13 protein-coding genes, 1 pseudogene and 1 riboswitch are annotated in these 20,455 nt (G+C 68.4%); of the genes and pseudogenes, 5 read left to right on the top strand and 9 right to left on the bottom strand.

Annotated features, from left to right (window positions below):
- Positions 1–227 precede the first annotated feature (227 nt).
- Positions 228–1,940: an oxalyl-CoA decarboxylase gene (gene oxc, locus A5713_RS13830; RefSeq protein ID WP_068096249.1), complete on the top strand. Its 1,713-nt coding sequence runs from the start codon at positions 228–230 to the stop codon at positions 1,938–1,940.
- Here oxc and A5713_RS13825 read toward each other — a convergent pair.
- On the bottom strand, positions 1,924–2,856 hold the full coding sequence (locus A5713_RS13825) for a LysR family transcriptional regulator (protein ID WP_068096324.1): 933 nt from the start codon (positions 2,854–2,856) through the stop codon (positions 1,924–1,926). The genes oxc and A5713_RS13825 overlap by 17 nt on opposite strands.
- A gap of 192 nt (positions 2,857–3,048) precedes the next feature.
- Here A5713_RS13825 and A5713_RS13820 point away from each other — a divergent pair, with 192 nt between their 5' ends.
- The 3 genes and pseudogenes from A5713_RS13820 to A5713_RS29205 all read left to right on the top strand — a co-directional run bounded on the left by A5713_RS13820 (position 3,049) and on the right by A5713_RS29205 (position 8,475).
- Positions 3,049–3,804, top strand: a complete 756-nt coding sequence (locus A5713_RS13820; protein WP_067919498.1) for a L,D-transpeptidase family protein — start codon at positions 3,049–3,051, stop codon at positions 3,802–3,804.
- A 126-nt stretch (positions 3,805–3,930) separates the two neighbouring features.
- Positions 3,931–7,509, top strand: a pseudogene (gene car / locus A5713_RS13815) (carboxylic acid reductase); the annotation flags it as partial.
- 24 nt (positions 7,510–7,533) lie between these two features.
- A complete protein-coding gene (locus A5713_RS29205; RefSeq protein ID WP_369804453.1) occupies positions 7,534–8,475 on the top strand; it encodes an NADP-dependent oxidoreductase in 942 nt (313 codons plus the stop codon).
- Here the strand turns inward: A5713_RS29205 and A5713_RS13810 are convergent.
- On the bottom strand, positions 8,467–10,221 hold the full coding sequence (locus tag A5713_RS13810) for an NRAMP family divalent metal transporter (protein WP_068096321.1): 1,755 nt from the start codon (positions 10,219–10,221) through the stop codon (positions 8,467–8,469). The genes A5713_RS29205 and A5713_RS13810 overlap by 9 nt on opposite strands.
- Before the next feature lie 19 nt (positions 10,222–10,240).
- Positions 10,241–10,450 carry a hypothetical protein gene (locus A5713_RS27625; RefSeq protein WP_082972945.1) on the bottom strand — a complete coding sequence of 70 codons (210 nt, stop codon included), beginning with the start codon at positions 10,448–10,450 and terminating at the stop codon, positions 10,241–10,243.
- Positions 10,451–10,716: 266 nt separating this feature from the next.
- Positions 10,717–10,904, bottom strand: a riboswitch (M-box (ykoK) riboswitch).
- A 124-nt stretch (positions 10,905–11,028) separates the two neighbouring features.
- On the opposite strand from A5713_RS27625, the gene A5713_RS13805 reads away from it, so the two are divergent.
- On the top strand, positions 11,029–11,688 hold the full coding sequence (locus tag A5713_RS13805) for an O-methyltransferase (RefSeq protein WP_068096248.1): 660 nt from the start codon (positions 11,029–11,031) through the stop codon (positions 11,686–11,688).
- A 3-nt stretch (positions 11,689–11,691) separates the two neighbouring features.
- Here A5713_RS13805 and A5713_RS13800 read toward each other — a convergent pair whose 3' ends face one another.
- From A5713_RS13800 to A5713_RS13775, 6 genes are all read right to left on the bottom strand, one after another.
- Positions 11,692–13,695 carry an acyltransferase family protein gene (locus A5713_RS13800; protein ID WP_068096247.1) on the bottom strand — a complete coding sequence of 668 codons (2,004 nt, stop codon included), beginning with the start codon at positions 13,693–13,695 and terminating at the stop codon, positions 11,692–11,694.
- A gap of 234 nt (positions 13,696–13,929) precedes the next feature.
- Positions 13,930–15,138: a CaiB/BaiF CoA-transferase family protein gene (locus tag A5713_RS13795; protein WP_068096316.1), complete on the bottom strand. Its 1,209-nt coding sequence runs from the start codon at positions 15,136–15,138 to the stop codon at positions 13,930–13,932.
- The gene (locus A5713_RS13790; protein WP_068096245.1) at positions 15,131–16,060 is read right to left on the bottom strand and encodes an SDR family NAD(P)-dependent oxidoreductase; all 930 of its coding nucleotides are present in this window, start codon (positions 16,058–16,060) and stop codon (positions 15,131–15,133) included. Before A5713_RS13790 ends, A5713_RS13795 begins: the two co-directional genes overlap by 8 nt.
- The gene (locus A5713_RS13785; protein ID WP_068096243.1) at positions 16,060–17,901 is read right to left on the bottom strand and encodes an NAD(P)/FAD-dependent oxidoreductase; all 1,842 of its coding nucleotides are present in this window, start codon (positions 17,899–17,901) and stop codon (positions 16,060–16,062) included. Before A5713_RS13785 ends, A5713_RS13790 begins: the two co-directional genes overlap by 1 nt.
- Complete coding sequence (locus A5713_RS13780; protein WP_067919474.1) at positions 17,898–19,070, bottom strand: LLM class flavin-dependent oxidoreductase; 1,173 nt, start codon at positions 19,068–19,070, stop codon at positions 17,898–17,900. Before A5713_RS13780 ends, A5713_RS13785 begins: the two co-directional genes overlap by 4 nt.
- Positions 19,067–20,443 carry an SRPBCC family protein gene (locus A5713_RS13775; protein ID WP_068096241.1) on the bottom strand — a complete coding sequence of 459 codons (1,377 nt, stop codon included), beginning with the start codon at positions 20,441–20,443 and terminating at the stop codon, positions 19,067–19,069. The genes A5713_RS13780 and A5713_RS13775 overlap by 4 nt, the downstream gene beginning before the upstream one ends.
- Positions 20,444–20,455: the final 12 nt, after the last annotated feature.

Below are 20,455 nucleotides of genomic sequence, written 5' to 3'. Positions count from 1 at the left end.
ATAAGCATCTGCTCGAACCATGCCCGGCGGCCCGGCCGCCCGTCCAATAGTGGTTCGCTCACGACCGATAACCACTGACTATCGACGCCACCGAATACCACGCTGCCAGCGCCGATAGACGTCGTGAATCGCTGCATAGCGGCTCCGTCTTGGACACCCGGCGGGTGGCCGCGTCAGAGTAAGGGCCAAGCGTTTACTACAGCGGAACCACACGAGGAGTCGCCCCCATGACCGCGTCCACGCGTTTGATCGACGGCTTCCATCTGGTGGTGGAGGCGCTCAAGGCCAACGACGTCGACACCATGTACGGGATCGTCGGCATCCCGATCACCGACCTCGCCCGCGTTGCGCAGGCCTCCGGGATCCGTTACATCGGCTTCCGCCACGAGGCTTCGGCCGGCAATGCCGCGGCCGCCGCCGGGTTCCTGACCCGCCGGCCGGGCATCTGCCTGACGACATCCGGACCCGGGTTCCTCAACGGGCTGCCCGCGCTGGCCAACGCCACCGCGAACTGCTTCCCGATGATCCAGATCTCGGGGTCCAGCAATCGGGCCCTGGTCGATTTGCAGCGCGGCGACTACCAGGACATCGACCAGCTCAACGCCGCGCGGCCGTTCGCGAAGGCGGCCTATCGGATCGGCCGGATCGAGGACATCGGGCGCGGCGTCGCGCGCGCCGTCCGCACCGCGATCTCCGGCCGCCCCGGGGGCGTGTACCTCGACATCCCCGGCGACGTGTTGGGGCAGGCGATGGACGCCGCGGCGGCCGCGGACACGGTCTGGCGGATCGTCGACCCGGCGCCACGGCAGCTGCCGGCGCCCGATGCGGTCGAACGCGCGCTGCAGCTGCTGGCGCATGCGCGGCGACCGTTGATCGTGCTCGGCAAGGGCGCGGCATACGCTCAGGCGGACAATGTGATTCGCGAGTTCGTCGAGACCACCGGGATTCCGTTCCTGCCGATGTCGATGGCCAAGGGGCTGTTGCCGGATTCCCACCCGCAGTCCGCGGCGGCCGCGCGCTCCCTGGCGATCGCACGGGCGGACGTGGTCCTTCTGGTCGGCGCGCGGCTGAATTGGCTTCTTGGCCACGGGGATTCGCCGCAGTGGTCCGCCGACGCCAAGTTCGTGCAGGTCGACATTGCGCCGTCGGAACTCGACAGCAATCAGCCGATCGCGGGGCCCCTGGTCGGCGACATCGGCTCGGTGATGTCGGCGCTGCGCGACGGCCTCACCGCCCGCCCGGTCACGGCGCCCGCGGAATGGGCTGCGGAGTTGGCCGAGCGCACCGCCCGCAACGACGCCAAGATGTCCGAGCGCCTGGCCGAGGACCCGCATCCCATGCGCTTCTACAACGCGCTCGCCGCGATTCGTGCCGTGCTGCGGGATAATCCGGACGTCTACGTGGTCAACGAGGGAGCGAACGCGTTGGACCTGGCCCGCAACGTCATCGGCATGGAGCTGCCGCGGCACCGGCTGGACACCGGGACCTGGGGCGTCATGGGCATCGGCATGGGTTATGCCATCGCGGCCGCCGTCGAGACCGACCGGCCCGTCGTCGCGGTCGAGGGTGACAGCGCATTCGGCTTCAGCGGCATGGAAGTCGAGACGATCTGCCGTTACCGGCTCCCGGTGACCGTGGTCATCCTCAACAACGGCGGCGTCTACCGCGGCGACGAATCCCCCAACGGCCACGATCCGGCCCCCACCGTGTTGAACGCACGGGCGCGTCATGAGCTGATCGCCCAAGCCTTCGGCGGCAAGGGATATCACGTCACCACCCCGGCGGAATTGCGGTCGGCGCTGTCCGAGGCGATCGGCTCCCGGATGCCGTCGGTCATCGACTGCGAGCTCGACCCCGCGGCGGGAGTGGAAAGCGGGCATCTGGCGAGCCTGAACCCGAAAAGTGGGGTTGAGGCCGGAAAGGTCAGTGTCGGAGGGTGATTCGCGATAGCTGCGCGTCGAAGAACTCGTTCAGCGACAGCTCCTCGGCGGAGGCGGCGAGCGCGCGGGCGATCGGTGATCCCGGTCCGGCGGAATTGGTGGCCAGGACGATGTCGGCCCTGAGCACCGGATCCACCAGCTCCACCGCGCGGACCTCCGGTCCCAGCGGCGACGTCCACAACCAGGTGTGCGGGACGATGCACGCCCAATTCCCCGCGGCGACCTGAGCCAATAGCGAGGCGACGGAGTCGGTTTCGACCTGCGGAGTCACTTCGATGGAGTGGTCGGCGAAGGCCTTGTCGATGATCTGGCGATCCCGCATGTCGGGACTGAGCAGCGCCAGCGGCAATTGCGCCGCCTCCGGCCAGGTCATGGTCGGCGCGGCGGATCCCAGCATGTCCGCGGGCGACAACAGCACGTAGTGCTCCTGGTATAGCGGCACCAGGTTCATGTCGTGCGCCTCGTCTGGCGCGGCGTGCACGATCGCGGCGTCCAGCTCGAATTCGCGGAGCCGCCGGTACAGTTCGCTGCCCGCCAGCCGGGAAAGGATGTGCACCTTGGCCAATGGGTGCGCCGAGCAGAACGCCGAGAGCACCAATGAAGCCGTCGTGGAGGCGGTCGGCACCGTGCCGAGGCGCAGCATGCCGGTGATGCCCGAGCGCACCGCGTGCACCTCGGCCTTGAATGCGTCGTGCTCGGCGAGAATCCGCCTGGCCCACACCACCAACCGCTCCCCTTCGGGCGTGAGGCCCTCGAAGCTGTGCCCGCGGTTGATCAGCGTGACGTTCAATTCGCGCTCCAGCTTGGCGATCGCGGCGGACAGCGCGGGCTGCGACACGAAGCACTTTTCGGCGGCGCGGGCGAAGTGGCGCTCCTGCGCGACCGCAACGAAATACTCCAACTGTCGGAAGAGCACCCGCACCTCCTCGGCCCAGGGAGTTTCGCTGAGGCTAACGTCTCGCCGGCTCGCCAGCCAGTCCCGTGAGGCGATGATCGGATCGTGTTCGTGCTGCCCGGCGAATCGCCAAATGTTTGCTGAAAGTGGCCATGCGGGAATAGCCGGTAGAATACGGTTGTGTCAATCGCACCATCTCGAAGGGCGGGCGCTATGCGTCGAGGTGTTCGTTATCTGTTTGTTATGGTCGCGATCACGGCGATCGGCCTCATCGGATCGACCGGCCGTAGCCACGCCTCCATCCCCGCACCGCAACCCGCCCCCTCGGTTGCCTCGGTTTTGCCGGCTAACGGTGCGGTAGTGGGCGTCGCGCATCCGGTCGTGGTGACGTTCACGGCGCCGGTCGGCGATCGCGCCGCCGTCGAGCGGTCCATCCACGTCGCCTCGCCGAGCAACACGCCCGGACACTTCCAGTGGGTCGAGGACAACGTCGTGCAGTGGGTACCCGACCGGTACTGGCCCGCGCACACCCACGTGTCGGTCGGTGTTCAGGCCCTGACGACGGGCTTCGACACCGGAGACGCGCTCCTCGGTGTCGCCAGCATCTCCGCGCACACGTTCACCGTCAGCCGTAACGGCGAAGTGCTACGCACCATGCCCGCCTCGATGGGCAAGCCCAGCCGGCCCACGCCGATCGGCAACTTCACCGCCCTGGAGAAGCAGCGCACGGTCGTCATGGACTCGCGGACCATCGGGATCCCGCTCAGCTCCCCCGAGGGATACAAGATCACCGCCCAATACGCCGTGCGCGTCACCTGGAGCGGCGTCTACGTGCACTCGGCGCCCTGGTCGGTCGACTCCCAGGGCTACGCCAACGTGAGTCACGGTTGCATCAACCTGAGTCCCGACAACGCCGCCTGGTACTTCAACCAGGTGAACGTCGGCGATCCCATCCAAGTCGTCGCCTGACGCCGGATCCGCGCCGCGCGTACGGCGCAATCGACCTCCGTGTGACGACGGTCACAACGGTTGAACGGAAGACTGGCCCGCGGCGGTGAGTTCTCGGTAGACGAGGATCCGAGCGGGAGGCTGGCGATGACCGGTGATGCGAAGCAAGAGTCAGCGGTTGCGGGTTCGAGCGGTCCGGCGCGGCAACGGGTGGCCGACCGCATCCGCCGGCTCGACGCCGTCGACGAACAGTTCCGCACCACCAAGCCGGACGCCGCGGTCCAACAGGCGGCGCGCGAGCCGGGCCTTCGCCTGCCGCAGATCCTGCAGACCCTCATCGAGGGCTATGCCGACCGGCCGGCACTGGGCTGGCGGGCGCGCTCGCTGGTCACCGATCCCGCGACCGGCCGCACCACGGCGCAGCTGCTGTCCCGGTTCGACACCCTCAGTTATCGCGAGCTGTGGGCCAACGTCGGGGCGATTGCCAGCGCCTGGCGCGGCGACGCCGCCGATCCGGTGGCGCCCGGAGATTTCGTCGCCACAGTCGGTTTCGCCAGCGCCGAGTACCTGACCCTCGACCTGGTCTGCGGATATCTCGGGCTGGTGGCGGTGCCGCTGCAGCACAACGCGGCGGCGGCGCGGCTGCAGCCGATCGTCGCCGAGGTCGAGCCGCGGATACTCGCGGCCGGCGCGGGCTACCTCGACCTCGCCGTCGAGGCGGCGCTGGGCAGCGCGTCGTTGCGACGCTTGGTGGTTTTCGATTACTCCCCCCAAATCGACGATCAGCGCGAGGCTTTGGAGCGCGCGCGGGCGAAGCTGTCGGCCGCAGGGATGACGGTGACGATCGAGACGTTCGACGAACTGATCGGGCGCGGCCGCGCCCTGCCGCCCGAGCCGGCGTACACCGGCGGTACCGACGAACGCCTCGCCATGATCATGTACACGTCGGGCAGCACCGGACTGCCCAAGGGCGCCATGTACACCGAGCGCATGCTGTGCAAGCTGTGGACCAACGAGCTGATGCCCGAATTCGCGGACACGCCCGTGTTGAACGTCAACTTCATGCCGCTCAACCACCTCGGCGGCCGGATACCGCTGTCGACCGCGTTCCAAGCGGGCGGCACCAGTTACTTCGTTCCCGAGAGCGACCTGTCGACGCTGTTCGAAGACTGGAACCTGGTGCGCCCCACCGAGATGGGGCTGGTGCCACGGGTCGCGGAGATGCTGTATCAGCGTTACCAGAGCGCCGTCGACCGGCGCGTCTCCCGGGGATCCGACCCGGAATCCGCCAGCGCGGAGGCGCGGACGGAGCTGCGTGAGCAGGTGCTGGGTGGACGCATCGTCACCGCCTTCTGCGGCACGGCTCCTCTGGCCGCCGAGATGCGGAGCTTCGTGGAGACCTGCCTGGGCGTGCATGTGCTCGACGGCTACGGCTTGACCGAGGTCGGGATGGTGACCAAGGACGGCAGGATCGCCCGGCCCCCGGTACTGGGCTACAAGCTCGTCGACGTCCCGGAGCTGGGCTACTTCCTTACGGACAAGCCCTTTCCGCGGGGTGAGCTGCTGGTCAAGTCGCTGACCGCCACGCCCGGGTACTTCAAGCGCCCGGACGTCACCGCCGATGCCTTTGACGCGCAGGGCTATTACCGGACCGGGGACGTGATGGCGGAACTGGAGCCGGATCGGCTGGCCTATGTCGACCGGCGCAACAACGTATTGAAGCTCGCCCAGGGCGAATTCGTGGCCGTCGCGCGCCTGGAGGCGGTGTTCAGCAGCGCGGCCCTGATCCGCCAGATCTTCGTCTATGGCAACAGCGAACGCCCCTACCTGTTGGCCGTCATCGTGCCGACCTCGGACGCGCTGGAACGATTCGCCGACGATGCCGACGGGCTGAGGGCTGCGCTGGGCGAATCGCTGCGCCAGTCAGGCAAACTCGCCGAGCTCCAGTCCTATGAGGTGCCGGTCGAGTTCCTCGTCGAGCCCGAACCGTTCAGCGAGGACAACGGGCTGCTGTCGGGAGTGGGCAAGCTGCTGCGGCCGAAGCTCAAGGAACACTATGGCGATCGGCTCGAGCAGCTGTACGCGGATCTGGCGGACAACCGGGCGACCGAGCTTCGGGCGCTGCGCGAGGGCGCGGCCGACCGCCCGGTGATCGACACGCTGGTGAGCGCCGCCGAGGCGCTGTTGGGGTTGGCGGGCGGCCCGCCGGACCCGGGTGCGTTGTTCATCGAACTGGGCGGAGATTCCCTGTCGGCCTTGACCTTCTCCAACCTGCTGCAGGACATCTTCGACGTCGAGGTCCCGGTGGGAATGATCACCGGCCCGGCGACCAGCCTGGGTCAGCTCGCGGAATACGTTGCCGCCGAGCGCACGTCAGGGTCGCGTCGGCCGACTTTCGCCACGGTCCACGGGCGGGACGCCACCGAGGTCCGCGCGGCCGACCTCACCCTGGACGAATTCATCGACGCCGAAACGCTTGGCGCCGCGGCGGACCTGCCCCGCGCCATCGGCACGCCGCACACGGTCCTGTTGACCGGTGCCAACGGCTACCTCGGTCGCTTCCTGTGCCTGGAGTGGCTGGAGCGCCTCGCGGAGACCGGCGGAAAGCTCGTCTGCATCGTCCGCGGCGTGAATGCCGCGGCGGCCGCCACGCGGCTGGAGGACGTCTACCGCAGCGGTGATCCGCGCCTGCTCGAGCGGTTCCGCGAGCTGGCGGCCGACCATCTCGAGGTGCTCGCCGGCGACATCGGTGAGCCCGATCTGGGACTGGACCGCGCGACATGGAATTCCCTCGCCCGCGGCGTGGAGCTGATCGTGCACCCGGCGGCGCTGGTCAATCACGTCCTGCCCTACGACCAATTGTTCGGCCCCAATGTCGTTGGCACCGCGGAGGTTATCCGCCTGGCGATCACCGAACGCGTCAAGCCGGTGAGCTATCTGTCGACCGTGGCGGTGGCCATGTCGGTGGCCGAGTTCGCCGAGGACGGCGACATCCGCGCTACCAGCCCGGTGCGGCCGATCGACGACAGCTACGCCAACGGGTACGCCAACAGCAAGTGGGCGGGCGAGGTGCTGCTGCGGGAGGCGCACGACCTGTGCGGGCTGCCCGTCGCCGTCTTCCGGTCCGACATGATCCTCGCCCATAGCCGCTACGCAGGCCAGCTCAACGTCCCGGATGCGTTCACCCGCTTGATCTTCAGCTTGCTGGTCACCGGCATCGCGCCGGGGTCCTTCTACCAGGCCACCGACACCGGCGGCCGGGCGGTCGCCCACTACGACGGGCTGCCCGCCGACTTCGTGGCCGAAGCGGTGACCGCGCTCGGCGAGCAAATCGCCACCGTTGCCGAGGATGCGGCGGCTACTGAGACGTTTCGCTCCTACGACGTGATGAACCCGCACGACGACGGCGTCTCCCTGGACGTGTTCGTGGATTGGCTGATCGCCGGCGGCCACGACATCCGGCGCATCGACGATTACGACGAGTGGCTCGGCCGGTTCGGCACTGCGCTACGGGCCCTGCCCGACCGGCAGCGCCAGCATTCGGCGCTGCCATTACTGGACGCCTATCGGAAGCCGGAGACACCGCTGCGCGGCGCCCCGGCCCCTACCGACGTCTTCCGCGGCGCGGTCCGCGCAGCCAAACTCGGTGCGGACAACGACATCCCGCACCTGACGGCGGACTTGATCGAGAAGTACGTTCTCGACCTGCGGCTGCTCGGTCTGCTATGGCCGCGACGAGAGGAGATCGATATGGCAGCTGCGACGCGCGCCGTACGGTTCGACCGGTACGGGGGTCGCGAGGTGTTATACGTGGCAGACGTCGAGATGCCCGTCCCGGCACCCGGCGAGGTGGTCGTCGAGGTCCGCGCCGCCGGAATCAACCCCGGCGAGGCCGCCATCCGAACCGGCGCCGTGCACGACATGTTCCCCGCCACTTTTCCGTCCGGTGAGGGCAGCGACCTGGCCGGCATCGTGACCGCGGTGGGCCCCGGGGTGACCGAATTCTCGGTGGGGGACGAGGTTTTGGGGTTCAGCTTCCGCCGGTCCAGCCACGCCACCCATGCCTCGGTCCCGGTCGGCCAGCTGATCCACAAACCCCCCCAACTCAGCTGGGAGGTGGCCGGCTCCCTCTACGTCGCCGGTGTGACCGCGTACGCGGCCGTCCGGGCGGTGGCACCTCGGCCGGGGGAGACGGTCGCCGTGTCGGCGGCGGCGGGCGGCGTGGGCAGCCTCGTCGTGCAACTTCTGGTGCTGCGGAAGGCGCGGGTGCTCGGCATCGCCGGACTCGCCAACGCCGACTGGCTGCGCGCCCACGGCGTCACCCCGATTCCCTATGGCGACGGGCTGGCGAACCGGCTGCGCGAGGCGGCACCGGAGGGGATCGACGCGTTCATTGACCTCTTCGGACCCGACTACGTGCAGCTCGCCGTCGACCTGGGTGTCGCACCCGACCGGATCGACACGATCATCTCGTTCCAGAAGGCCGGCGAGGTCGGCGCCAAGACCGAAGCCAGCGCTGAGGCGTCGACGCCCGAGGTGCTGGCCGAAATGGCCCGGCTCGTGGTCGACGGCGCCATCGATTTCGAAATCGCGGCGACCTATCCGCTGGATCGGGTCGCCGATGCCTACGAGGAACTGGAGAAGCGGCATACCCGCGGCAAAATCGTTCTGCTGCCGAACGATTCAGAGTGATGCGGCCGGGCCCACGATGCCGGCCTGCACGACCTTGACGACCACCAGCGCGACCGCCAGCACCAGGTAAGCCCGCAGGGTGAAAAGCCCCGCCCGGCGAATCGGCGACATGGCCGGGCGGGCCAGGCCGGCAAGGCTCGGGGTCTGCCACTCCATCCGGTCCTGGCGGCGGATGGCGCGGCGTTCGGCGCGCGTGAGTGTCGGGGTGTCGTCGAGTTGGTCGACCTGTTCGGGGTCCAGGCCACCCCCGAGCGTCCGCACGACGGCTTCCGCGTCACGCAGCCCGGAATACCGGCGACCGGCGATGATCACGGCGGCACCGCCGACGACACCGATGGCCGCGCCGACGGCGAGGCCGGCCTCGATCGTCGACGTCGCCAGGCCCGGGAAGAACGTCGTCGCCGTCAACGCCAGCGACAGCAGCACCAACGCCCACACGATGGTCCACGCAACGATGTTCTGCCGCACGCTGTTTGCCCACGGACCCAGCAACGCCCGGTCGTTGCACAGCAGCACGAGGAAGACCGTTGCCGAAGGCAGCAGGACACCGGCGAGCGCCTGCACACCCTGAGTCACCAAACCGAGGACATGGTCGGGGCTGAACGCGACCGCGGCCGACACCGCGAGCAGCAAGGCGTAGCCGCCGTAGAACAGCGGGGCCTCGCTGATCTTCCAGTGCAGGGAGTGCCGCCTGCCCATCGCGTCGCCGATGGCATACGTGGTCGCCAGCCCAATGGCGTTCGCCCCGATCAGCGAGGCGTCGAGCAGGATGATCGCGAACAGCGTCCCGACCGTACCGCCGAGGTGTTGGGACAGCTCGGCCGCCACCGCGCCGGCATCGGTGAAGTGCCCGGCGCCGGCCGTGCCGGCCAGACCGAAAGCCGTGACGGCCATCAGCGCCGTCGCACCGACCATGACCACGACGATCCCGATCACCAAATCCGCTCGGGCGTAGGGCATCCAGCGGGCGGTGATGCGCTTGTCCACCACGTTGGACTGCTGGAAGAACAGTTGCCAGGGCGCCACCGTGGTGCCCACGATCGCGATGACCAACAGCAGCACGGTGGAGTTGACCCCGCCCGTGAACCGCGGAATCAGGCCGCCGGCAATCCCTTTCGCCGTCGGATGCACCAACAGCACCATCGGGATGACCAGCACGTTCACCGCGATCAGCAGGAACATCAGCCCCTCCCACCGGCGGAACGACCCCCCGGCCACCACCGCGAACAGCAGCACGGCGGCGGCCGGGATCGCGATCAGCTTGGGGCAGCCCAGGAACCCGAGCGCCAATGCGACGCCGATGAATTCGGTGACGATGGTCAACGCATTCAGGATCAGCAGGTCACCGACGCTGAATGCGCCCCAGAACCTGCCGAACCGCTCGAAGATCAGTCGCGCGTGCCCGACTCGGGTGACCGCGCCGAGCCTGAGCACCATCTCCTGGTTCACGTAGAGCACCGGAATCAACAGCGCCAGCGTCCACAGCAGCGCCATCCCGTAGTTCTGCCCGGCCTGGGCGTAGGTCGCGACGCCGCCGGCGTCGTTGTCCCCCACCATCACGATCAGCCCGGGACCGCTGATGACCAGCAAAGTGCGCAGGCGGCGCCAGCGACCGCCGGACACGCCGGCGCCGTCGCGCCGGATACGGCCGAACGCCCCGACGATGTCGCCGGGGTGGGCGGCGCCGGGATGCGTTGGCGTGGCGGCGGTGACGGCGCCGGCGGCCTCGGATGAGACTGCGGTCATGGTGTCCTCGTGAAGGCCGTCACCGGTGGGCGCCGGTCGAAGGGTGTCCACCCAGCGACGCGGTGACGACCGCGATCGGCATCCGCGACACGTACAGATTGGCCCGCTCCTGAGGCGTCAGGACGGTCCGCCCGTGCACCCTGGTGGCCCACAGCCGCGCCGACCGCAGCCACGAACGTCCCCGCCCCCCGGTCCGAGCGGTGAGACGGTGTGTGACAACAAAAGCCATGATCTTCTCCTTGCGGGAGGTCCGATCGGCTCAGCTAAAGGCACCCGGCCGGAACGGCGCGCCGCTCGACGCGCACGAATGACCGCGTGTCCGTGAAAGCTCAGGCGGCAGAAGGAATGCCGGAACCGGATCGGGACAAGACGGATTTCGGATAGGGACTATCGCCCGGACTCATCTCGCCCTCACCTCCTCACGGCCGCGACACACGCGGGTGTCATCACTGTCACCTGAACGGGAGAAGAGCGAAAACCGGCGACGTGCCGCCGGTCGCACCCCTCTCGTCGGAGCTTCGGCACTGCACGGCGTATCCGGAATTCAACCGACGGTCGCGATCCGGAAGCCACTTGGGCTCAACCCTTGGGTCCGGGAAGAGCTGTCCTGACCCGGGGCGTCTCTCGACGTTCGGGGTCAGTGGCCTGTGTCCATGCAGACGCCTCACCTACCGAGGTGCTTGCGAAACCCTTTGTACACCGCGGCCCGGGGCCCGTCAAACTCGTTTGCGTAACCGTTACGGCAGCTCACCGCGATCATCAGCTGCGCGGGACCGCCGCGCGCCGCCCGGGCCTACCCTCGACAGCATGGCCAATACTCTGCAAGATCCGAAGGTCGCGTCCGTCCTCGACCGCATGTACACCGAAGCGAAGAGCCAGATGTCGCTGTTGCGCCAGCGGCATGGCGATTTCGACCGGCCGATGACGGCGCAGGAACGCGCCGACGCCATGAGCGAGTTCTACATCCCGGTCACACCCGAAGCGGGCCGGTTGCTGTACGCACTGGTCCGGGCGACCCGCCCGGCGACGGTCGTCGAGTTCGGGATGTCGTTCGGCATCTCCGCCGTGCACCTGGCGTCGGCGGTGCGCGACAACGGCTCCGGCCGGGTGGTGACGACCGAGCTCAACGAGGCCAAGATCGCCGCCGCGAAGAAGACATTCGCGCAGACCGGCCTGGACGACGTGATCACCGTCCTCGAAGGGGATGCGCTGGCCACGCTGGCGGGGCTCGACGGGCCCGTCGACTTCGTCTTGCTGGACGGCTGGAAGGACCTGTATCTGCCGGTGATCGAGCTGCTCGAACCGCGGCTGTCGATCGGGGCGTTGGTGGTCGCCGACAACACCAGCGCCGCCGACACGCAGCCCTATCTCGACAGGGTGCGCGATCCCGGGAACGGCTACGTCAGCTTCAACTTCCAGGTTCGGGAGAGCGACAGCATGGAGATCAGCTGCCGCACCGACGATTAGGGCCTAGCGCAGGGATTCCTCCAGCCACGGCGTCAACCACTTCACCCCTTCGGGGGTGAGGTGGACGCCGTCGCTGCGCACCTTGATGCCGTCGACCTTGGCGGTGTAAACGCCGTCCGGACAGAGCTTTTTGTTCAGGTCGAGGATTTGCACGCCCGGGTGGTGGGCGACGGTCTTGCGCAGCATGGTGTTCCACAAATTGACCCGGTCCGGCTGGTCTTCGGGATACAGTCGGCCGTCCGGCTTCTCGCCGCCCCGGCTGTACGGCACGGTGGCCACCACCACGCGAACGCCGTTGGCGCTCACGATGTTCAGCGCCCGCTCCAACTCGCCGTTGAGGTAGGCGTCGAAGGTGGGATCACCGATGTGGGTCCATTGCCCCTCGTTCACGCGGTCGACGGTTTCCCAGCGGCCGATGATCAGCAGCGCAACGTCCGGCTGGTCCTGGCCGACCTGCGCCGACCATCGAATCGGCCAGCCGTCGCACGCCGGCCGCTGCTCGAGGGTCTGGCCGATGTACCGGTACGGCGTGCCGCGCACCAGACTGCAGCCGATCACGGTGTGGTCGAGGAAGGCGAATCCCGGCGTCGGCGGCAGGTAGTGCATCCACGTCCACCCGATCGAATCGCCGAACACCGAAACCGTGAAGGGCCGGTTGGGATCGCGGGGCCCGGCCGGGCGGCCGCCGCCCGGAGGCGACGGGGACACCGCGGCGACCGCCGAGACGCCCGGCGGCAGGCCGACCTCACGAAGGCCGGGCCCGGTGCCCACCGGAACCACCATCAGGGTCACCGCCGCCGCGCTGGCCACCGTGGCGGCCGCCAGCGGCAGCAGCGGCACCCGCGCCGGGCGCCAGCGCCGGATGGGTTGCTCGATCAGCCACCACGACGCCGCGGCCAGCGCCACCGTCGCGCCGCACCGGGCGGCGAACAGGGGCAGCCCGGTCCACCCGGTGCGCTCGCCGTTGAGCACCAGGAAGATCGGCCAGTGCCACAGGTAGACGCCGTAGGAGATGGTGCCCAGCCACACCAGGGGCGGAGCCGCCAGGATGCGGGCGGCCACGCCGCGCTGCTCCAGGGCGACCGGCGCCACCACGGCGACCGACGCGATCGCGACCCCGATCAGCAGACCGTGGCGGAACTCGCCGCTGCTGCCGGTGGCGTAGTGGGTCGCGGCCCCGAGCCCCGCCAGGCCGGCCAACGGCAAAACGCGCGCGACGCGGCGCGCCCACCGGGTCCGGATCAGACACCAGCCCCGGTTCAGCGAGGGCCAGTCGCGAACCAGCAGGGCCGCCGCCGCGGCACCGGTCAGCAGGGCCTGCGCGCGGGTATCGGTGCCGAAATACACGCGGTCGCGGGTGGTGTCGGTCACCATCGCCATGGCGAGCGCGGCCGACGCCAGCGCGCCGACGGTGGCGATCACGAACGTCGCGAACCGGACGCCGCCGACGGTCGCGCGGGTGAGGCGGCGCCTGGCCCGCGCGGCCAACAGCAGCGTCACCGAGATCAGCAGTACCGGCCAGACGAAGTAGTACTGCTCCTCCACCCCGAGCGACCAGGTGTGCTGCAGCGGCGACGGCGGGGCGCCCTGCGTGAAGTAGTCGGTCTTCTGGGCGACGAACCGCCAGTTGGCCATCCACACGAACGCCGCGATCGCGTCGTCGCGCAGGCCGGTGAGGGATCGCTCGGGCAGGAGTTGGCGGGCCGCGCCCACCGTGAGCACCATCAGCACCAGGGCGGGCAGCAGCCGCCGCGCGCGGCGGATCCAGAAGCCGGTCAGCTCGATACGCCCGGTGCGGCCCAATTCGTCCAAGAGCAGCGAGGTGATCAGGAAACCGCTGAGCACGAAAAACACGTCGACACCGATGAATCCGCCGCCGACCCCGGGGATGCCGCCGTGGCCGAGCAGCACCAACGCAACCGCGATCGCGCGTAACCCGTCGAGCGCCGGAATTCCGCTGCGCCGCTCCGGTTTATCCCAGATCGCCAGGCGACCCGCCCGCCGCACGGGCGCGACCCACCGGGGCCGCCGAGCCCGGCGAGCCGGCGCGGGATGGGTCCCGCCCGGCTCGGTGCTTGCTGTCAGCGCGCCGTAACTACCATCTCGCCCGGCGCCATGGTTGATGCCGATACGTCGCTGCCCCTCCTGTTGAGTTCAGCAAGCCAGCCTAGAGGCGAGGCGGCCGGATCGACCGGAGAGACACGCCATGACGCGCTTCGCTTTTGGTAGGCGCCGCGCGTGTTATACGGGCCCGGCCGGCTTCACCTCGGCGTTCACGTCGACGACGGCCAGGCCCAGTTCCTCGAGAACCTCTTGGGTGTCGCCGCCGAGCTCCGGCGCCGGGCCGGCCACGCGCCCCGGTGTCCGGGAGAACCAGGTCGGCACGCCGGGGAACCGCACCGGCCCGTGCGGCGTGCGCACCGTCTCGAAGAAGCCGAGGGCGTTGAGATGCTCGTCGTCGAACAGGGCCGCCGGACTCGACAGCGGCGCGGCCGGTATCTGAAGTTCCCGGAACAGATCGAGCCACTCCTGGGTCGTCCGCTGCGCCATCGTCTCGGCCAGCAGCGCGTACACGGTGTCGATCTGCCGCGCGCGCCGCTCGAGTGTGGCGTACAGCTCGCTCTCCCAGGGGGGCCGCACCGCGTCCATGAAGGCGGCCCAGTGCTTGTCGTTGTAGATCAGCGCCGCGATGTAACCGTCCCGGGTGCGGTACGGCCTCCGGTTCGGGGCCACCGTCCGCGGATACACCGCGGGGCCCAGCGGTGGGTCGAACATGGCGCCGTTGGCGTGTTCGACGAGCATGAACGACGCCATCGTCTCGAACATGCCGATTTCCACCTCTTGTCCCTCACCGGTGCGCTCGCGGTGGAACAACGCCATCATGGTGGCGTACAGCGCGGTCAGTCCGGCGACCTTGTCCGCCATGATGGTGCCGACGTAGCTGGGTTCTCCCGTCAACTGCTCCTGGACGAACGGCACCCCGGAAGCCGCCTGGATGGTGTCGTCGTAGGCGGGCAGGTCGCCGTTGGGGCCGCGCCGGCTGTAGCCATAGCAGTTGGTGTAGACGATGGCCGGATTGATCGCCGCCACCTCGTCGTAGCTGAACCCCAGCCGGGCAACGGCTTTGGAGCGCATCGAGTGGATGAAGACGTCGGCCCGTTCGATCAGCGCCCGCAACACCGCCTTGCCCGACTCCGACCGCAGGTCGATGGTGATGCCACGCTTGCCGCGGTTGACGTTGACGAAGACGCCGCCCATGCCGCGGGCCGGCCCCACCGACACGTAACGCGTGTCGTCGCCCTGCGGCGGCTCGACCTTGATCACGTCGGCGCCCATGTCTGCCATGATCTGCGTGCAATAGGGCCCCATCACCATCGCGGTGAGGTCGACGACGCGCACACCCGTCAGCGGTCCGCCGCGCCGGCCGGGACCGGCCGCGCGACTAGACATGGCGCGCACCTTCTTTGCGTGCCGCGGTTTCGAAGCTGTAGCGAATGTGGTCGCCGTGGCCGTCCGGAATGACGGGGAAGACCAGCGGCACCGCCAGGTAGCGGATGGCATCGATCTGCTCGGCCACGTCCTCGATCGACCACGACGGGCGATGCACGCCGGGAGTTTCGGCGATCACCGCGCGGGCCACGCGACCGGCGATGGCGACCAGGATTTCCCCGTTCACCGGGCAGCTTTCGTGTGCCAGCAAGCCCACCACGGGCGCGACGAGCTCGGTACCCATCGGCGGATAGGCCGAAAGGTCAAGACCCTCAGCCATTCTCGTCACCGCCGACGGCACGATCACGTTGCACAGCACCCCCTCCGCCGCGCCCTCGAGCGCGACGACGTCGGACAGGCCGAGCAGGCCCGCCTTGGCGGCGGCATAGCTGGCGACGCCGTGGTTGCCGTAGAGGCCGCCGATCGACGAGGTCAACACGACACGACCATATCCCGCGTCGCACATCAGCGGGAACGCCGGCCGCACCACGTGGAAAGCGCCCCGCAGGTGGACGTCGATGACGGCGTCGAAGTCCTCGTAGCTCAGCTCCTTCAACGATCCCCGCCGGACGTTGCCGGCGTTGTGGATCAGGATGTCGAGGCGCCCGTAGTTGTCCAGTGCCGCTTGGACGATCGCCTGGCCACCCCCCGGCGTGGTGACCGACTCGGTGCAGGCGACCGCGTCGCCGCCCGCCGCCCTGATCTCGCTCACCACCTGGTGGGCGGGACCGTCGTCGGCGCCGGCGCCGGTCAACGCTCCGCCGGTGTCGTTGACCACGACCTTGGCGCCCCGGGCGGCCAAGAGCAGCGCATACTCCCGGCCCAGCCCCCGGCCGGCGCCGGTCACCACCGCCACCCGATCGTCGAATCTCAGTTGCGCCATCACGATCCCAGTTCTAGACCGTCCAGGTCACCCCTGTCGCGCCATTCGGTCAGCAGATCGCTGAATGCGTAGAACCCCGGCCCGTACGGCTCCCCCAGATGGGACCGGATGCCCTCGTCCCCGCCACCGCCTTCGTTGTTGTAATAGCCCGGGGTGCATTCGGAATCGAACGCGCTGTTGTCGATCGCGGTCTCCCTGATGGTTTGGCACCACCGGGATTGGGCGGCCTCGGTGGGCTCGACGGTGGTCGCGCCGCGAGCCAGCGCCTCGGAGATGATGTAGGCGATGTGCTCGCCCTGCAGTTCGTAGTTGGCGGCGATGTTCGCCGAGATGCCGACCTGGGTGAAGCCGGTGAAGAACTGGTTGGGAAAGCCACGGCTGGTCATGCCGTGCAGCGTCTGGTAGCCGTCGCGCCAGTGGTCGAACAGTGACACCCGGTCGCGGCCCGTTATCGCGTCGATGGAATACCGTCGGCTGATCTCCGTGGTGATCTCGAAGCCGCTGGCGTAGATGATGCAGTCGACCTCGTACTCGATGCCGTTGGCCACCAAGCCCTTTTCGGTCACCCGCTCGACACCCTTGCTCGCCGACACGTCGACCAGGGTCACATTGGGGCGATTGAAGGTCTGCAGGTAGTCGTCGTTGGTGGTCGGCCTCTTGCACAGGAACCGGTAGTAGGGCTTGAGCGCCTCGGCGGTCTCAGGGTCCTCGACCAGGCTCTCGACCCTGCGCCGCAGCCGTTCCATCACCTTGAAGTCTTCCTCGTCGCGGATGGCCATGAACTGCTCCGGCGTCATAGCGGTCGGGTCCTTGAGCCCGAGCACCCGCGCGGCGGTGTTGCGGCCCAGCTCGGTCCAGAAGTCACAGACCAGATCCGGCTGGCCCAGTGCCATCCCCTCGAAGGTCCAGGCATGGAAGTTGCGCTGCCGCTCCTTCTGCCAGCCCGGCTTCAGCGACTTCACCCACTCCGGATCGGTCGGCGCGTTGTTGCGCTCGCCGACCGAGGACGGGGTGCGCTGAAAGACATAGAGCTGCTTGGCATGCCGGCCCAGGAACGGCACGATCTGGATGGCCGTCGCCCCGGTGCCCACCACCGCGACCCGCTTGTCGGCGAGCTTGTCCAGCCCACCCGACGTGTCCCCGCCGGTGTACTCATAGTCCCAGCGCGAGGAGTGGAAGCTGTGCCCCTTGAAGTCGTTGATCCCCGGGATGCCAGGTAGTTTGGGCCGGTGGAACGGGCCCGAGGCCATCACCACGAAGCGGGCCCGGATGTCGTCGCCGCGGTCGGTGCTGATCCGCCAGCGCTTGCCGGGCTCGTCCCAGTGCAGCTCGCGAACCTGGGTCGAAAAAATCGCCGAGTCGTAGAGCCCGTAGTGCTTCCCGATCCGACGGCAGTGGTCGTAGATCTCGGCGCCGTCGGCGAACTTCTTCGACGGGATGAAGTTCAGCTCCTCCAGTAGCGGTACGTAGCAATATGATTCGTTATCACACTGGATGCCCGGGTACCTGTTCCAGTACCAGACGCCGCCAAAGTCGCCACCCAGCTCGATGACCCGGACGTCAGCGACGCCCGCCTTCTTCAGATAGGCGCCGCACAGCAGGCCGCCGAACCCGCCGCCGATCACGGCGACGTCGATGTCCGCCGAGATCGGATCGCGCACCAACGGCGGTGAGTGCGGGTCGGTTTCGTAGTACCCCGCGAAGTCGTCGACCAGTTCGACATACTGCTTGGATCCCTCCGGGCGCAGTCGCTTCTCGCGCTCCCGACGGTACTTTTCGCGTAGCGCCTCGAAGTCGACGTCGTTCGGGGTCTGCGAAGGGGCGCAATCCGGGTCCGTCATGCCAGGGCGTTCTCCGGCAGCGCCGCGGCGTGCAGGGGCGCGTCCATCTTCTGGACGGCGGGCAGCACCTCCCTGGCGAACAGCTCGGTGCTGGCCATCGCCTTGTCGTAGGGCATGGTGCCGAACTGGGGGACGATGGTCAGCTCGCAGAACGAGCACGCCTCCTGGGCGGCCTTGATGCGGGTGAAAATTTCCTCCGGTGTCCCGATGAGCAGGTTTGAGGCGTGGTAGCCCGGCGTCTTGGACGGGCCTTTGGCGTCACCGGTTACCGAGGAGGCGAGCACGGCCGTGGCGGTGGCCTCCCGGGCGGCGTAGGCCTCGTAGCCCTTGACGCCCTTGAAGTTCGACGCGTCGGCGAAGCCGTAGTGCACGGTGACGTCGCGGTTGGCCGTCCAGATCCACTCCTCGGACTCCGCGGGGTCGCCGGTGGTGCAGTACATGAACATCACGTTCTTCGGCTGGCAGGGCGACAGCCCCTCTTCCTTCCGGAACGTGTTGACCTTCTGCACTTCCCGTCCGGCGTCCTCGATCGGCTTGTTGCCGACGAAGAGCGGGACCATGCCGCGGCGCGCGAGTATCTCCAGTGACTCGGCCGTCGACGACGAGCTGTAGATGCGCGAAAAGAGGTCGTCGCTTCGCGGTTCGGGGCGCAGCGACATTTCGGGGACCGTGAAGATCTCCCCCTCGTAGGAGAACCGCTCCCCGGAGAACGCCAGCTGCAGGATGTCGAGCGTTTCGTTGAACCGCTGCCTGCTCTCCTCGCGGGGCACGCCGACGGCGTCGAACTCCCCCTTCGAGACCCCGCGGCCGATCCCGATCGTGGTGTAGCGGCCGTTGGAGAGGATGTCGAGGTAGGCGATCTGGTGTGCGAGCCGGACGGGATGCCACCACGGCGCGACGACGACGAAGGTGCCCAGGCCGACCCGCTGGGTGCGGCCGGCGAAGTAGCTCAGCGCCTGAATCGGGTTGGGCGTCATGCCATACGGCGTCCCGCAGTGCTCCGGCATCCAGATGCCGTCGAACCCGAGCGGCTCGGCCAGGTCGGCGATGGCGAGCGTCGCCTGCACGCACTCCCAGTCCGGCGTCGCGGGTGGCCGGCCGAAGTCCTGGGCGAGGACGCGCTCCCAGTCGTGCGAGTTGTGCGCGCCGAAACCAAGATTGACCTTCATCGTTGTATCTCCGTTGCTAACTTTTTCGGGGCACCGGAGCCCATATACCGGGCGAGGTTGCGGTGCAGGTTGGCGGTGCTGCGTTCCATGTACGGGTTGGGCTTGGGGCCGCGGAAGCCATAGGACTTCATGCCCTGCTGGACGGCGGCCATGTTGGAGAAGTCCTGCGGCAACACGCTGCGCCAGTTCGGGTCGTCCGGCGGTGCGTACACCCATTCCGTCTGCGGCTCTTCGCCTTCGGGATACAGCTCGTAGCACGACGCCTCGAAGATGCACTTGTCCGGGTCGTAGCCGTGTGGCCTGGCGCTGTAACACAGCGCGGTGGTCAGGCCTTGCCCGATCTGGAAGTTCGGGAAGATCTGCCACGCCGTGCCGCTCTTGGCCAGGTGTTCGGGATCGATGGTCGGCCACACCACGCCCCGGGCGGCGTCGTCGCGCCGGGCCGAGGACAGCCAGTGCTCGAGCACCCGGCCGGCGGGGGTGTCGTCCGGCAACTCGTCGACCAGCCGGCGCGCCGCTTCCACCAGGGTCCTGGTGGTGGTGGCGTTGGTTTCCTCCAGCGTGTAGATCTGCATCTCGGCCGTCGAAATGCGGGGATCGGCACCGGTTCCCAGCCGGATCTTCGACTTGGTCTCCTCCAGCCCCTCGGGCGCGTCGTAGCCGATGTTGCTGTGTTTGCCCTGCGCCATCGCCCAGCCCCGGAAGTTGCCGAACCTGTTGAACTGCGGGTGCGTGGTGGCCACGTGGTAGGTCTCGTTGAAGGCCTCCATGGCGACCTTCCAATTGCAGTCGAAATGCAGCCATTTGCGCCATTTGCAGCGCATGTCCTGCAGGCGGAACGGATCGAGCATGGTGGCGGCGGGTTCGAGGTAGTCCCGCAGCGGCTCGCAGGCGGGGTCCATGTTGATCCAGATCCAGCCGCCCCAGGTGTCGATGTTCACCGGTGCCAGGTGGGTGTTCTCCGGGGTCAGCGCGCCCTGCCAGTCCTGTCTTTCCGGCACGTGGGTGCAGGCGCCGTCCCGGTCGTACGTCCAGCCGTGAAAACCGCACACGAACGACTTCTTTTGTCCGCAAGCATTTCTCGCGCCGGCCGGGGTGTCGACCAGCCGGCGGCCGCGATGCATGCACACGTTGTGGTGGGCCTTGAGCGTGTCGGCTCCGGTGCGGATCACGACGACGGAGTCGTCGAGGATGTCGTAGGTGAGATAGCTGCCGACGCCGCGCAGCTCTTCCACGCGCCCGACTTGCTGCCACACCTTGCGCCATAGCTTGTCGCGCTCGGCGCGCACGTAGTCCTCGGAGAGGTACGCCTCCACCGGGATGGTGACCGGCTCGGTCAGTTCCCCGGGCGCGGCCGCGCCGTTCTGTGCCATCGGGTCCTCGCT

This window comes from Mycobacterium sp. E2497 (assembly GCF_001668695.1).
Lineage (GTDB): Bacteria > Actinomycetota > Actinomycetes > Mycobacteriales > Mycobacteriaceae > Mycobacterium.
The sequence above is the reverse complement of the archived record's forward strand: the minus strand, read 5'-3'. Positions and strand labels throughout refer to the sequence as shown.